This is a genomic window from Ideonella sp., from assembly GCF_036277275.1.
Lineage (GTDB): Bacteria > Pseudomonadota > Gammaproteobacteria > Burkholderiales > Burkholderiaceae_C > Ideonella.
In genome coordinates, this window is record NZ_DASUNH010000141.1 from 109,557 (window position 1) to 123,092 (window position 13,536).

Sequence of the window (13,536 nt, forward strand, 5' to 3'; positions counted from 1 at the left end):
CTCGCTGCGCGCAGCGCCCGCCCCTTGTCGACGACGTTTCCACCACCGCAACGCATCCAGATCATCGGCGCGTCCTGCGCCGGCAAGACCACGCTCGGCCGCACGCTGGGCGAGCGCCTGGGGCTGCCGTTCACCGATCTCGACGACCTGTGGTGGTCACCCGGCTGGATCGAAGCCGGCCACGACGACCTGCGCCGCCGGCTCGAACCACTGTCGGCCTCGCCGGCCTGGGTCGTCAGCGGCAACTACTTCGCCAGCAGCGAGCCGGTGCTGTGGCCGCGGCTCGACTGGCTGATCGTGCTCGACTTCCCGCTCGGCCTGCTGACGCGCCGCGCGCTGTGGCGCACCGTGCACCGGGCCGCCACCGGCGAGCCCTGCTGCAACGGCAACCGAGAGCAATGGCGCCGGCTGCTCCACCGCGACGGCGTGCTGCGCTACACCTGGCGCACCTGGGCCACCCGCCACGCGCGCTACCGGTCGCTGGCCGACGAGCCGGCATTGGCGGCCGTGCAGGTCACCCACCTGGGCCACCCTGCCGAGGTCGCGACCCTGCTCGAGCGTCTGCCTGTCGCCGCCTTGCCTGCCGAAGCCCCGCGGCTGAGGACCTCCGATGCACCCGACCCTGCCTGATCCCCAACGCCGTGCACTGCTGGCAGCGGCGCTCGCGGCCGGCGCGACACCAGCTTTCGTCCACCACGCGTTGGCCGCCGACGTGCCACGATTCGAGCTCGGCGTCGCCAGCGGCTTCCCGCAGCCCGGCGGCATGGTGCTGTGGACGATGCTGACCGGCGTCGGCCTGCCCGAGCGCGCCGAGGTGCGCTGGGAAGTGGCGCGAGACGAGGCCTTTCGCGACGTCGTCGCGCGCGGCGCCGAACCCGCCGACGCGGCTTGGGGCCACAGCGTTCACGCCGAACCCACCGGCCTTGCGCCCAACCGCTGGTACTGGTATCGCTTCGAAGCCCTCGGCGTGCGCAGCCCGGCGGGGCGCACCCGCACCGCCCCCGCGCCGGACGAGGCCGTGCCGCTGGCCTTCGCGATCGCCAGCTGCCAGCGCTACGACGCGGGCCGCTACGCCGCCTGGCGCCAGCTTGCCACCGAGCCGCTGGACCTGGTGCTGTTCCTTGGCGACTACATCTACGAGTACCCGTCGCCGCCGACGGTGGTCCGCCAGCATGAGGCGGGCTTCCCTCGCACGCTCGAGGCCTACCGCGCCCGCTACGCCACCTACCAGCGCGACCCGCAGCTGCAGGCCGCCCACGCCGCCTGCCCGTGGCTGCTGGTGTGGGACGACCACGAGGTCGAGAACGACTACGCCGGCCTGCAGGGCAACCAGCTGCAGGCCGACTTCGCCGCCCAGCGTGCCGCTGCCTACCAGGCCTATTGGGAACACCTGCCGTTCCCGAAAGCGCTGCGACCGGCCCTGGGCGGCGAGACGCGCATTTACGGTGCCCACGATTGGGGCCGCTTCGCCCGCATCCTGACGCTCGACGACCGCCAGTACCGCGACCCGCAGGCCTGCCAGAAGCCCGGCCGCGGCGGCTCGGCCGCGGTGCCGTTGAAGGAGTGTGCTGCCTTGCGCGACCCGCGCCGCACGCTGCTCGGCCACGCGCAGGAGCAGTGGCTGGCGCGGGCCTGGGCCACCGACCGGCCGTGGAACCTGCTGGCGCAGCAGACGCTGATGGCCCGCTTCGCCTGGAGCGACCCGGCGGGCGCCGACGGCGGGCTGTACTGGACCGACGGCTGGGACGGCTACGCACCGGCCCGCCAACGCTTGTTCGACGGCATCGCGCAACGCAAGCTCGGTGGCGCCGTGGTGCTGGGCGGCGATGTTCATGCGCACTACGTGGCCGACCTGAAAGCCGATTTCGCCGACCCGCGCTCGGCCACGCTGGCGACCGAGTTCTGCGGCAGCTCGATCAGCAGCCTCGGCCTGGACCAGACCCGGATCGACGCCGCCCGGGCACTGAACCCGCACGTCAAATGGGGCCGGGCCGACAAGCGCGGCTACATCAGCTTCAGCCTCGACGCGAAGCAGATCGAAGCGCGGCTGATGGTGGTGGCGGATGCGCTGGATGCGTCGAGCAAGGTTGACCTCGCCGGCCGCTACGTCGTCGAAGCCGGCCGCCCCGGCGCACAACTGGCCTGACACCGAGGCGACGGCAATGCAAGCCATCTTCGCCGTCACGCTGCCGTTCTTCGCGCTGGTGCTGTGCGGCTACCTGGCTGCGCAGCGCCATGTGCTGCCGGCCAGCGCGATCCCGGGCTTGAACGCTTTCGTGCTGTTCTTCGCGCTGCCTTGCCTGCTGTTTCGCTTCGGCCAGAGCACGCCGCTGCTGCAACTGCTGAACCCGGCCGTGCTCGGCGTCTATGTGCTGGCGGCGCTGATCATCGTGTTCTTCACGGTCGCCGTCACGCTGTCGGCGCGTTTGAACCTGAAAGACTCGGCCTTCGGCGCACTGGTCGCGGCATTTCCGAACTCGGGCTTCATGGGCGTGCCGCTGCTGGTCGCGCTGCTCGGCCCGGCAGCGGCGGGGCCGGTGATCTGCACGGTGCTGGCCGACATGCTGATCACGAGTTCGTTGTGCCTGGGGCTGGCGCAGGCCGCCGGTGCCGGCGCGGGCGGTGGCCGGGCCGCCGCCGCGCGAGCGTTGCGCGGCGCGCTGTCCAACCCGCTGCCGTGGGCCATCGTGCTGGGCGCTGCAGCCGGCGTCACGCAGGTACAGCTTCCCGCGCCGGTGCAGACGATCGTCAAGATGCTGGCCGACGCGGCAAGCCCGGTCGCGCTGTTCACGATCGGCGCGGTGCTGTGGCGCTCACGCGATCCGACGCACCGCAGCACCGACCTCGATGACGGCACGCCGCCACCAGCCACCGCGCCGCTGCGTCAGGTCGCGCCGATCGCAGCGATCAAGCTCTTGCTGCACCCGCTGCTGGTGCTGCTGTTGGGCGCCGGCGCGCGCGAGGTCGGCGCGCCGTTGAGCAGCTTCCAGCTGATGGCGCTGACGCTGACGGCCGCGCTGCCGAGCGCCAGCAATGTCTCGCTGCTGGCCGAGCGGTATGGCGCCGACAACGGCCGTGTCGCCCGCATCATCATGGCGTCGACCGCATCGGCCTTCGTGACCTTCAGCGCCGCGGCCTGGCTGTTCGGCATCAAGCCGCAGGGCTGACACGGCGCAGCCAGTCTGGCCGCAGCAGGCCGTACAGCCCCGAGTCGGACACCTCGCCCGCCACCCACCAGCGTTCGCGCAGCGTGCCTTCGAGGCGGAAGCCCAACCGCTCCAGGCTCGCGGCCGAGGCCGCGTTGCGCGGGTCGATGTCGGCTTCCAGTCGGTGCAGCAGCAGGTCGTCGAAGGGTGCGCCGGCACGGTGGTCGAAAGCCAGGTCGACCAGCGCGTTCAGTGCCTCGTTCATCAGACCACCTCCCTGCTGCTCGAACGCCAGCGCGTAGCCGATCTCGGCGCGGCGGTTGCTCGGGTCAATCTTGAACAGGCTCGCGGTGCCGATCACACGACCGATGTCGTGCCGCACCAGCCCTAGCCGCAGGTCGCGCCGCTCTGCGAGGGAGTCGCGGTCCGATGCGACCATGCGCAGGGCTTGTGCACGGTCGGTCCAGACCGGCGTCGACCAGTAGCGCATCACGCGCGGGTCGCCGAAGATCGTGAACAGATCGTCGGCATCGGTGTCGGTCAAGGGACGCAGCGTCAGGCGCGGCGTGGTGATCAGCAGGTCGGCAAAAGGGATCATGTCGTGTCGGGGTTCGGTCAGGAAGTCCAGGTCTGGCGCAGCCAGCCGGCGCCGGCTTCGCAAGGGCAGGTGGCGAAAGCCCCGTTGACCAGCGTCAGCTGCGGCTGACGGTGGCCAATGTCGAGGTCGACCAGCACCGGGCACGGCAGGTCGCCGAGCGCGTCGAGGGTGGCTTGCGCGTGGCTCAGCCGGTTGACGGCGGTCACCTCGGGCGCTGCCGAGCGACCCAGCAGCACGCCGGCCAGGCCGTCGAACCAGCCGTGCAGGCGCAGGCTGTTGAAGGTGCGCAGCATCTCGCACGGGTTCTGTTCGCAGTTCTCGAGGTACAGCAGCGCACCCTCATGGCCACAGCCGCGAACGAAGGCCGGCACGTCACCGAAGCGTGTGCCCGCCAGCCGGCTGACCGTGTCGAGGCAGCCGCCGATCAGCCGGCCCTGCACGGTCAGCGGCTCGTCGTGGCCATCGAGCCGGCGCCAGTGGGTCGGCTCGGTCTGGTTCAGCGCCGCGTTGGTGTCGGTCTCGAATGGGATCCACTGCACCTGATAGTGGCTCGATGCGCGCTGCACGATCGGCGTCGCACCGTCGTGCGCAAGCACATCGAACACGCCAGTGACCAACGGCTCGGTCTGGCTCGGCGCCAAGTCCATCAGGTTGCTGCCGTGCGCACTGGCCCAGCCAGCACACAACGCCAGCGGCATCTGCAAGGTGCTGATGTCGGAAAAGCCGAGCAGCCATTTCGGCGGCAGCATGCGCAGCGCGTCGAAGTCGAGCAAGGGCAACAGTTCGATCGCACGCTCACCACCCCAGGGCGGCAGCACGGCGGCGATGGCGGGGTCGGTCAGGAAGCGCATCAATTCGGCCGCGCGCTGCACAGCCGGTGCGCTGGCATCGTGGTGCTGGCGGCGCAAGCAGTCGCCTTCGACCACGTTGAAACCACGCGCACGCCAATGGCTCAGCACCAGGTCCAGCCGCGGCAGCGTCCCCGGCGCGACGCCGGACGAAGGGGCGGTGATGGCGACCGTGTCGCCGGGCCGCAAAGGATTGGGGAAGCGGAGCATCGCGCAAGCCATGGTTTACCAGGGCCGCACAGGCTACCTCAGCGCGCGAGACTCACGGCCTTGCCGCGTACAGGAGCCCCCCCATGAAGCCAACCCGAGCACGCCTGGTGATCGTGGCCTACCGCCCGCGCCCGGGCCAGGCCGAGGCGCTCGCCGATGTGGTGCGCCGCCATGGGCCGGTACTGCGCGCCGAAGGCCTGGTGACCGACCGGCCGTTCACCACCAGCCAGGCGGCCGACGGCACGCTGGTCGAGGTCTTCGAGTGGCGTTCCGCCGAGGCGATCGCCGCCGCCCACGGCAACCCGCGGGTGCAGGCCTTGTGGGCCGAGTTCTTCGCCGCCTGCGAATACGTGCCGATCGGCAGCGTGCCCGAAGCGGCACAGCTGTTCAGCGAGTTCACGCCGCGTGACGACCTGGTTGGTTAAGCTGCGCAGCTTCTCAGAACACCCATCCCGGAGCTTGTCGATGAGTTGCCTGTTTCGTACCGCGGCCGTCGTGGCAGCGTTTGTGGCCCCGCTCGCCATGGCCGCCCCGAGCACCGGCTTGACGGTGGCCCAGGTGCTGGAACGTTCGCCCGCTGGCGACTGGCGCCCGCTCGATCCGCAGAACACCTTGCTGATGGACCTGGGCAGCGACGGTTCGCGCCAGGTGATCATCGAGCTGGCGCCTCGCTTCGCCCCGCGCCACGTGGCCAATATCCGCACGCTGGCCCACGAGGGCTACTGGGACGGCCTGGCGATCATGCGGGTGCAGGACAACTACGTGACCCAGTGGGGCGATCCCAACACCGAGGTGCCAGAGAAGGCGAAGCCGCTGGGCAAGGCGTCGCCGAAGCTGCCGGCCGAGTTCTCGGTGCCACTGAAAGGCCTGCCGCTGGTGCGGCTGCCGGACGCCGACGGCTGGGCACCGATCACCGGCTTTGTCGATGGCATGCCGGTGGCGGCCGATCCGAAGACCGGCCAGGCCTGGCTCGCGCACTGCTATGGCATCGTCGGCGCCGGCCGCGACATGGCCAAGGACAGCAGCAACGGCACCGAGCTGTACGCCGTGATCGGCCAATCGCCGCGCGGGCTGGACCTGAACATCACCGTCGTCGGCCGCGTGCTGCAGGGCATGCAGCACCTGGCTGCGCTGCCGCGCGGCGGTGCCGACATGGGCTTCTACGGCCCCAGCGAGCCGCGCACGCCCATCCAGCGTGTGCGCCTGCTGGCCGATGTGCCCGAGACCGAAAGGCCGGCGCTCGAAGTGCTGCGCACCGACAGCACCACGTGGCCAGCACTGCTGCAGGCGCGCCGGGTGCGCAAGGAAGAATGGTTCCTGCACAGCCCGCAACACATCAACCTGTGCAATGCGACGGTGCCGACGCGGCCGCGAATGAAGTAGGGCCCCCACGCCCCTCCGGGGCCTGCCTCCCGAGGGGGCTCGCGCAGCGGACTGGCAAAGCCAGATCCGCAGACGCCACTTGATGGGCGGCGGCGCTGCGCGCGCCTGAGGAGGCTTCAATCCCTTTCCACGGCGCGCATCATGTCCGACAGCGTCTTGCCGGCCTCGTCGCGGAAGGGCTCGTCGAGCATCGTCAGCTCGGCGATCCTGTCGACACGGAAGTTGCGGAAGTCGTGGCGCTGCTCGCACCAGGCACCCAGCGTCCACACCGCGCCCCAGTAGAAGCAGCCGAGCGGGCGGATCGTGCGGGTGCTGTCGCGGCCGGCTTCGTCGCGGTAGACCAGCGCCAGCTTGCGGCGCAGCTCGATCGCGCCGCGCAGGCGTTCGAGCCGGATGCGCACCGGGTCGGTGTCACCGTAGCTCGGGGCGTAGATTGCCAGGCTCTCGGCCGCCGCGCGCGCCGCCGTTGGCAGCACCGCCAGAATCTTCGACAACGCTGCTTCGGCAGCCCGCGCTAGCTCGCTGTCGAGCCGCGGCTGCGCCATCCGCACCGCCGCGACCAGCGCCTTGGCTTCGTCGGTCGAGAACATCAGCGGCGGCAGGTCGTAGCCGGTGCCCAGGCGGTAGCCGACACCCGCCTCGCCCTCGATGGGCACGCCCTGCGCCTGCAGATCGGCGACATCGCGGTAGACGGTGCGCAGCGACACTTCCAGCCGTGAGGCCAGGAAAGCGGCTGTCGACAGGCGCCGGCCACGGATCAACTGGACGAGTTCGAACAGGCGGTCGGCTCGGCGCATCGTGGTGTCGTCTTCAGCCCATCGCGGTGCAGATCTCGACCAGCACGCCGTCGGGGCAGCGCACATAGGCCACCGTCTGCCCCCAGGGCTTGACCGTCGGCGGCGTCAGCAGCGTCGCGCCATGGTCCACAGCGCGCTGGCAGGCTGAAGGCACGTCGGTCGCCACCAGGCCGATCTCGACCCCCAGCGGCTTGTCCGAGCGGTCCGCCGCCACGTAGTCGTGCCCCAAGCTGCCGCGCGCGGTGTCGTGCTGCGCAAACGCCAGTGCCGTCGCGCCCGTTTCCAGCTCGCCGTATCCGCCGCCAGGCGCCACAAAGCGGCGCTTCAAACCGAAGGCCCTCTCGAAGAAAGCCAGTGACGCCTCGACGTCAGCCACATAGGCAATCGTGTAGGCAAAGTGCATCGTGATCTCCAAAATGTGCGCCTCTACGCCCCCTTCCGGGGGCTGCCCCTGGGGGCTCGCGCAGCGGACCGGCAAGGCCGGATCCGCGCACGCCACTTGAATGGGCGACGCTACGCGCGCCAAGTCTCGCTCAACGCGCTGAATGTAGGCCGACGCGGTTGCCTTCGCTGTCCTCGATGTGCACGAACGCGCCCATGTCGCCCGGCAGGTCGACCCGCGGCAGCAGCAGCTTGCCGCCGGCTTCGCCCAGCCGCGCCACGACCACGTTCAGCGAGGGTTCGGCATTCAGGTAAACCACGGTGCCTTCGGTGCTCGGCGCCGGTGCGTTGCTGCCGGCATACAGGCAACCGCCCACGCCACTGCCTTCGGCATAGGGGAATACCGCCAGGGTCGTGTCAGGGTCCATCGACTCGCGGCGCAACGGGCGGGCGAACAGGGTTTCGTAGAAACGCTGGGCGCGGTCGAGATCGCGCACCGGGATCTCGAACCAGTTCAGCGCCTGGGTAGGGGTCTTGGACTCGCTCATCATCTTCTCCTTGGGGGTATTCGGGCAACACGCCGGCCTCGGGCCCGGCACGGCTGCCATGCTGCGTCACCCCTGCTGACAACGTCGTGGCAGCAGGGGATTGCGCGGTGAGGGCCGGAAGGCTCCAATCCTCGGATGTCGTTTCCCGAACCCGCCTCCCCTGGGTTTCCCGAAGGCCTGCCGCTGCACGGCCAGCTCGACGCGCTGTATGCCGACGCCTACCGCGAGCTGCGCCGGCTCGCGCGCGCACGGCTGCATGGCGGTGGCCGCAACACGGTGCTCGACACGACCGCGCTGGTGCACGAAAGCTACCTGCGCCTGGCCCGGCACAGCGACATCGCTTTCGAAGACAAGCTGCGCTTCATGGTCTATGCCGGCCGGGTGATGCGCTCGGTGATCATCGATCTGGTGCGTGAGCGCCAGGCCGAGCGCCGCGGCGGCGACGTGGCCCACGTGACGCTGACGACCCAACTGGGCGAACACCTGTCGGGCGATACCGGCGAGGCCGAGATCCTGCGCGTACACGACGCACTCGACGAGCTGGCCAAGCTCGACGCCCGCATGGCCCAGGTGGTCGAGCTGCGCTACTTCGCCGGCATGACCGAGCCCGAGATCGCGCAGGCACTGGGCATCACCGACCGCACGGTGCGGCGCGACTGGCAGCAGGCGCGGCTGTTCCTGGCCGAGGCCCTGCGCTGACCAGCGCGGCGGCTGGATGATTCACGGGCTGGACCTGCCGTGAGCTCTGCGCAGCTTTTCGACATCGCCCCGGCCGACTGGGCGCTGTTGCGCCGGTTGCTGGATGAGGCCATGGCATTGCCGGCGGCGGATCGGCCGGCATGGCTGGCGGCGCTGCCGGCCGAGCACGCGGCACTGCGGCCGCGGCTCGGGCGGCTGCTCGCGCACGCCGACGACGAGGCTAGCGACAGCGAAGACGGTGTCGCCCCCAGCCGCACCGGCCCGCGTTTCGGCAGCCTGCCGCGGCTGGCGCCGATCGACGACGAACCGCCGCCGCTGCCGCCCGATGCCGGCCCGTACCGCGCGATCCGCCTGCTTGGCGAAGGTGGCATGGGTCGCGTCTGGCTGGCCGAGCGCACCGACGGGCTGCTGCAGGGCCGCCCGGTCGCGCTGAAGTTGCCGCTGGCGCCGTGGCGCCATCCGCAGCTGGCCGAGCGCATGGCGCAGGAGCGCGAGATCCTCGCCGTGCTCGATCACCCGCACATCGCGCGCATCCACGATGCCGGCGTCACCGCCGAAGGCCAGCCCTTTCTGGCGCTCGAGTACGTCGAAGGCGAGCGCATCGATGCCTATGTGCGCCGTATCGGGCTGGACACGCGCCAACGCATCACGCTGTTCCTGCAGGTGACCAGCGCGGTGGCCCATGCCCACGCGCGGCTGGTGGTTCACCGCGACCTGAAGCCCGGCAACATCCTCGTCACCGCCGAAGGCCAGGTGCGCCTGCTCGACTTCGGCATCGCCAAGCTGCTGGCGGCCGATCCGGCCAACGCCGAGCTGACCGCGCCGGCCCAACGCGCGATGACACCGCAGTACGCCGCGCCCGAGCAGATCCTCGGCCAGCCGATCGGCACCGCGGCCGACATCTACTCGCTCGGCGTCGTGCTGTACGAGCTGCTGACCGGCGTGTTGCCGTACCAGCCCAAGCGCGCCTCGGCCGCGGCGCTGGAAGACACCATCCTCAGCACCGCACCGGCACGCCCGAGCCAGAAGGCCACCGATGCGTCGACGCGTCGTTTGCTGCAAGGTGACCTCGACACCGTACTGCTGAAGGCGCTGAAGAAAGACCCGGCCGAACGCTACGCCACCGTGCAGGCCTTCGCCGACGACCTGCAGCATTGGCTGGACAACCGCCCCGTCGCCGCACGGGCCGACAGCGCCTGGTACCACGCGCGCAAGTTCGTGCAGCGCAACCGGCTCGGTGTCGGGCTGGCCGCCGGCTTCGTGCTGTCGCTCGGTGCCGCGCTGGGCGTCGCGCTCTGGCAGGCCAGCGAAGCACGCCAGCAGGCCGCCAAGGCCACCGCGATCACCGGCTTCCTGGTCGGGCTGTTCAAGGCCAACGACATCGAGCAGGCCGAGGGCCTGGCCAAGCGCGAGCAGAGCGTGCAGCAGTTGCTGGAGCACAGCGCCGACGCGCTGGCCACCGGCCTCGGCGACCAGCCCGAGGTGCGGGGCGAGTTGCAACGGGTGGTCGGTGGCCTGCTGCACGACCTGGAGATCCTGGAAGCTGCGATCCGGGTTCGGCAAGCCCGCGTCGCCAGCTTGAAAGACCGGGGCGCGCCACCCGCCCAGCAGGTGCTGGCGCTGCGCGACCTCGGCACCAGCCTGCGCGAGAACAGCGATTGGGTCGCCGCACGTGCGGCCTTGGATGAAGCCCACGCGCTGTGCGGTGAGGCCACCTTGAGCGACAACGCCGCCTGCCTCGGCGTCACGCTGGACCTCGGCAACGTCGATTTCGCCGAACGCAAGATCGATGCGGGGCTCGCACGTGTCGAGCCGTTGGTCGGTGCCCTGCAACAGCACCCGCAGGCGATCGACGACCAGGCGGACAGTCACGAACTGCTGGCCTTGCTGCGCATGGCGCGCAATCAGCCCGACGCCGCGCATGCCGCCTACGAGAAGGCGCTGCAGCTGCGCCAGGCCCAATGGGGTGAGGGCTCGGTCCGGCTGGCCCAAATGCGCTATCGCTTCGGTCGCCACTTGTGGACGATGCGCCGCCTGGTCCAGGCCGAGGCGGCGCTGCAAGCCTCTTGGCAGACCACCAGCGCCGCGCTGGGGCCGGAGCATGTGGCCAGCGCGCGCAGCGAGCTGTGGCTGGGCCGGCTGCAGACCACGGTCGGCCTGTCCGGCGAGGGGATGACCCACCTGCGCCATGCGCGCGAAGCGATGCGGGCGCAGGCGAGCCGGCTGGACCCAGCCGAACTCTACGGGACCCAGGCCGCCTGGGCCAGCGCGCTGCTGTTCGACGGCCACCTGGCCGAAGCGAAGGTTGCGATCGACGAAGCCGCGGCACAACGCCGGCAACTGGGCTCGCGCGCCGGGCTGGATCCGACGCTGGATATGGCGCACGCCCGCTGGCTGCTCGACACTGGCCGCTTCGCCGACAGCCGGGCGCAGCTGCTCAAGCTGCGCGATGCGACGGTGGCCCAACTCGGCAGCCAGCACCCGTATGTGGCCGACCGCTACCTGCGCCTGGCCCAGGCCGACCTGGCCGCCGGCGACCTGGCCGCGGCCGAGGCCAACCTGCAAGCCACGCTGGCCACCGAGGACACCATCGAGACCGTGTTTGGAACGCCCAAGCACCGGGCGCAACTGGTCCAGGTGTTGCTGTGGCTGGAGCAAGGCCGCACCACCGAGGCCGCGGCATTGGCCGACAAGCTGCGCCAGCAGGCCGCGGCCACGCCCCGCGCCGAGCAGTACCGCGAATCGTTCTTGCTGCTGAACGAGGCCGTCGGCCGGGCGCTCGCCGCAGCCGGCCGCACCGCTGACGCCACCCCCTACTTCGAACAGTTCATTGCCGCCCTCGAGCCGGCCAACGCCCGGCACCCGTGGCTGGCCCTGGTGCGGGCCCACCATGCCGCCAGCCTGCTGAGCCACGACCAGGTGGCCGAGGCGCGGCGCCAGGCCGAGTTGGCCCGCCAAGCCTTGTCGGCCCAGCCGCTGGCGGGACCCCAGTTCTGGCGGCCCTTGAAAGCCGTTGACGCGCAGCTGGCGAACGCCGGGCTGTCGTGATGTGGCCGTTTGTCCGGATCAGGCGGCCGAATGCGTTGTTTGATTTGCAGGCCTGCAGTTCGGGCCGATTGACTGAAGGAGGACACATGCACACGCGAACTTTTCCGCGCACCCCGGTCTGGGCGATGGCCCTGCCCTGGCTGCTGGCCGCCGGCCCGGGCTGGGCGGATGAAAACGGCCCGCTGCAGACCCAGCGGTGCAACGACCCCCCGCCGGCATTCACCGGCAGCCTGCTGCCCGAAGGCGACATCGAGCCGCTGGTCACCGGCAAGTGGCTCAGGCCCGGCACCACCCGCACGACCGCCGGCACCAACGCCGACGAATCGCCGGAGCTGCGGGGGGTGAAGCTCTACAGTGCCACCTTCCAGTTCTCGGTCCCGGGGCAAGCCGAGGCACCGGCCAGCGGCCGCTACACCGAGATGATCACCCAGGGGGCCGACAAGAGCTGCAAGTGCCACCTGAAGATCCAAGTGGCGCAAGGGTGCATCTCGCGCCTGAACATCTACAAGTACGTCCACCCACTGAAGCTGGTGGCGGACTACCGCGACGACCTGTCGGGCAGGATCCCGTCCAAGACCGCCACGCGCTCGACCGACGGCACCGTCATCAGCTTCGATCTGCGCACCCCCGTCTGCGCCGGGCAAGACACCCGCTGGCTGCTGCTGAACACCAGCGTGCCCGAGGTGATGCAGCAGAACGTGCTGGAGCTGGTGACCCCCGAGGGCCAACGCACACCGCTGCTGCCGTACCACGTGCCGCTGAACTGACGACCTTCCGCCACCGGCCGACCGGCGCTATCATCCGCGCCGGTCGGCAGTTCACCCAGGCGTCGCCGCGCGGGCCCAAGGCCCCGAGCTAAACCTGCCCTGATTCACTTTTCAAGTCCCTGGTCCCATGAGCCCTGCGTTGAGCGCGGCGCCTGAACCTCGGCTGCAAGTCGGCGACCCCAGCCCCCGGCCACACCACCGGGCCCGGTTCATGCGCGCGAGAAAGACGCACCATGACGACCATCGCCACGACCTCCCCCGTCAGCACTCAGCGCGGCCGCGCCCTTGTGCCGCTGCATTGCGACGACCTGTCGCAGTTCGCCAAGACGCTGCGCCAGCAGCTCGGTGAACACCTGGAAAAATCGCCCGGCGCGGCGCCCAGCCATGTGCAGCTGTTGAACATGCTGGCCCGCGCCGCCGGCCACCGCAGCGTGCAGGCCTTGCGGGCGCAGGCCACACTGACGCGGGTGTCCGCTTCGGCCACGGCGCCCCCCGCGGCGAGCACCGCACCCACCGCCACGCTGGGCGCCCACGCAACCAAGGCCCTGACCCAGTTCGACGAGCACGGCCGCCTGGCCCGCTGGCCCTACAAGTTCGCCGTGCAGCGGCTGGCGATGTGGGGCCTGTGGTTGCGCTTCGAATCGAACCGCACCTACACCGAGCGCGAGGTCAACGAGATCCTGAAGGCGTGGACGACCTACGGCGACCACGTGACGCCGCGGCGCGAGCTGGTCGAGATGAAGCTGCTGGGCCGCAAGCCCGACTGCTCGGCCTACTGGAAAGAGCCGCAGCGCCCGACCGACGAAGTGCGGGCCCTGCTGCAGGCGCTGAGAGCGCGGCGCTGAGCGAGCAGCGGCCGCGGCGCCAGTGCAGTGTTCGACGCGATGCGGACCATCAAACCGCGCCTTTGGCCACCTGGCGTCGCTGCAAATCCTCGTGATGCCACCGGGCGTCGCTGTGGTTTGCGCCTACCCAGGCGACCACATCCATCGGTTTTCTGAGGTTCCGCCTCGCATCAAACACTGCAGTAGAACCGCTCCGAGGCCAGCAGCAGGCTGGTCTCGGACTGCAGGATGCCGTCGATCAGCCGGATGCTGCCGAGCGCCGTGTT

The 13,536-nt window shown here is 70.4% G+C and carries 14 protein-coding genes; 9 read left to right on the forward strand and 5 right to left on the reverse strand.

Going from position 1 to position 13,536, the window contains the following annotated elements; genetic code table 11:
* The first annotated feature begins 24 nt into the window (after positions 1-24).
* The 3 genes from VFY73_RS24905 to VFY73_RS24915 are packed head-to-tail and all read left to right on the forward strand — an operon-like array spanning position 25 to position 3,167.
* Positions 25-630, forward strand: coding sequence for a shikimate kinase (locus tag VFY73_RS24905; RefSeq protein WP_329723940.1), 606 nt, complete (start codon positions 25-27; stop codon positions 628-630).
* Positions 611-2,146 (forward strand): alkaline phosphatase D family protein, encoded by a 1,536-nt coding sequence (locus tag VFY73_RS24910; RefSeq protein WP_329723942.1) that lies wholly within the window; start codon positions 611-613, stop codon positions 2,144-2,146. The genes VFY73_RS24905 and VFY73_RS24910 overlap by 20 nt, the downstream gene beginning before the upstream one ends.
* A gap of 16 nt (positions 2,147-2,162) precedes the next feature.
* The gene (locus tag VFY73_RS24915) at positions 2,163-3,167 is read left to right on the forward strand and encodes an AEC family transporter (protein WP_329723944.1); all 1,005 of its coding nucleotides are present in this window, start codon (positions 2,163-2,165) and stop codon (positions 3,165-3,167) included.
* Here the strand turns inward: VFY73_RS24915 and VFY73_RS24920 are convergent.
* Complete coding sequence (locus VFY73_RS24920) at positions 3,151-3,744, reverse strand: GNAT family N-acetyltransferase (protein ID WP_329723946.1); 594 nt, start codon at positions 3,742-3,744, stop codon at positions 3,151-3,153. The genes VFY73_RS24915 and VFY73_RS24920 overlap by 17 nt on opposite strands.
* Before the next feature lie 17 nt (positions 3,745-3,761).
* The gene (locus tag VFY73_RS24925) at positions 3,762-4,802 is read right to left on the reverse strand and encodes a S66 peptidase family protein (RefSeq protein ID WP_329723948.1); all 1,041 of its coding nucleotides are present in this window, start codon (positions 4,800-4,802) and stop codon (positions 3,762-3,764) included.
* An 83-nt stretch (positions 4,803-4,885) separates the two neighbouring features.
* On the opposite strand from VFY73_RS24925, the gene VFY73_RS24930 reads away from it, so the two are divergent.
* Both VFY73_RS24930 and VFY73_RS24935 read left to right on the forward strand, forming a co-directional pair.
* Positions 4,886-5,227, forward strand: a complete 342-nt coding sequence (locus VFY73_RS24930; RefSeq protein ID WP_329723950.1) for an antibiotic biosynthesis monooxygenase — start codon at positions 4,886-4,888, stop codon at positions 5,225-5,227.
* A 97-nt stretch (positions 5,228-5,324) separates the two neighbouring features.
* Positions 5,325-6,185 (forward strand): peptidylprolyl isomerase, encoded by an 861-nt coding sequence (locus VFY73_RS24935; RefSeq protein WP_329723952.1) that lies wholly within the window; start codon positions 5,325-5,327, stop codon positions 6,183-6,185.
* A 116-nt stretch (positions 6,186-6,301) separates the two neighbouring features.
* Here VFY73_RS24935 and VFY73_RS24940 read toward each other — a convergent pair whose 3' ends face one another.
* The 3 genes from VFY73_RS24940 to VFY73_RS24950 form a co-directional block, all read right to left on the reverse strand.
* On the reverse strand, positions 6,302-6,982 hold the full coding sequence (locus VFY73_RS24940; protein WP_329723954.1) for a YafY family protein: 681 nt from the start codon (positions 6,980-6,982) through the stop codon (positions 6,302-6,304).
* Between the two features lie 13 nt (positions 6,983-6,995).
* Positions 6,996-7,385 (reverse strand): VOC family protein, encoded by a 390-nt coding sequence (locus VFY73_RS24945; RefSeq protein WP_329723956.1) that lies wholly within the window; start codon positions 7,383-7,385, stop codon positions 6,996-6,998.
* A gap of 130 nt (positions 7,386-7,515) precedes the next feature.
* A complete protein-coding gene (locus tag VFY73_RS24950; RefSeq protein ID WP_329723958.1) occupies positions 7,516-7,911 on the reverse strand; it encodes a VOC family protein in 396 nt (131 codons plus the stop codon).
* 135 nt (positions 7,912-8,046) lie between these two features.
* Here VFY73_RS24950 and VFY73_RS24955 point away from each other — a divergent pair, with 135 nt between their 5' ends.
* From VFY73_RS24955 to VFY73_RS24970, 4 genes are all read left to right on the forward strand, one after another.
* Entirely contained in the window at positions 8,047-8,610 is a 564-nt protein-coding gene (locus tag VFY73_RS24955) for an ECF-type sigma factor (protein WP_329723960.1), read from the forward strand.
* A 39-nt stretch (positions 8,611-8,649) separates the two neighbouring features.
* Entirely contained in the window at positions 8,650-11,658 is a 3,009-nt protein-coding gene (locus VFY73_RS24960) for a serine/threonine-protein kinase (protein WP_329723962.1), read from the forward strand.
* 86 nt (positions 11,659-11,744) lie between these two features.
* Complete coding sequence (locus VFY73_RS24965; RefSeq protein ID WP_329723964.1) at positions 11,745-12,425, forward strand: hypothetical protein; 681 nt, start codon at positions 11,745-11,747, stop codon at positions 12,423-12,425.
* Between the two features lie 233 nt (positions 12,426-12,658).
* A complete protein-coding gene (locus VFY73_RS24970) occupies positions 12,659-13,270 on the forward strand; it encodes a DUF2087 domain-containing protein (RefSeq protein WP_329723966.1) in 612 nt (203 codons plus the stop codon).
* Positions 13,271-13,536 lie beyond the last annotated feature (266 nt).

Excerpts from the sequence above, each read along its gene's own strand:
- VFY73_RS24910 (WP_329723942.1), top strand. The coding sequence starts at position 611 with ATGCACCCGACCCTGCCTGATCCCCAACGCCGTGCACTGCTGGCAGCG.
- VFY73_RS24915 (WP_329723944.1), top strand. The coding sequence starts at position 2,163 with ATGCAAGCCATCTTCGCCGTCACGCTGCCGTTCTTCGCGCTGGTGCTG.
- VFY73_RS24920 (WP_329723946.1), bottom strand. The coding sequence starts at position 3,744 with ATGATCCCTTTTGCCGACCTGCTGATCACCACGCCGCGCCTGACGCTG.
- VFY73_RS24925 (WP_329723948.1), bottom strand. The coding sequence starts at position 4,802 with ATGCTCCGCTTCCCCAATCCTTTGCGGCCCGGCGACACGGTCGCCATC.
- VFY73_RS24930 (WP_329723950.1), top strand. The coding sequence starts at position 4,886 with ATGAAGCCAACCCGAGCACGCCTGGTGATCGTGGCCTACCGCCCGCGC.
- VFY73_RS24935 (WP_329723952.1), top strand. The coding sequence starts at position 5,325 with ATGGCCGCCCCGAGCACCGGCTTGACGGTGGCCCAGGTGCTGGAACGT.
- VFY73_RS24940 (WP_329723954.1), bottom strand. The coding sequence starts at position 6,982 with ATGCGCCGAGCCGACCGCCTGTTCGAACTCGTCCAGTTGATCCGTGGC.
- VFY73_RS24945 (WP_329723956.1), bottom strand. The coding sequence starts at position 7,385 with ATGCACTTTGCCTACACGATTGCCTATGTGGCTGACGTCGAGGCGTCA.
- VFY73_RS24950 (WP_329723958.1), bottom strand. The coding sequence starts at position 7,911 with ATGAGCGAGTCCAAGACCCCTACCCAGGCGCTGAACTGGTTCGAGATC.
- VFY73_RS24955 (WP_329723960.1), top strand. The coding sequence starts at position 8,047 with ATGTCGTTTCCCGAACCCGCCTCCCCTGGGTTTCCCGAAGGCCTGCCG.
- VFY73_RS24965 (WP_329723964.1), top strand. The coding sequence starts at position 11,745 with ATGCACACGCGAACTTTTCCGCGCACCCCGGTCTGGGCGATGGCCCTG.
- VFY73_RS24970 (WP_329723966.1), top strand. The coding sequence starts at position 12,659 with ATGACGACCATCGCCACGACCTCCCCCGTCAGCACTCAGCGCGGCCGC.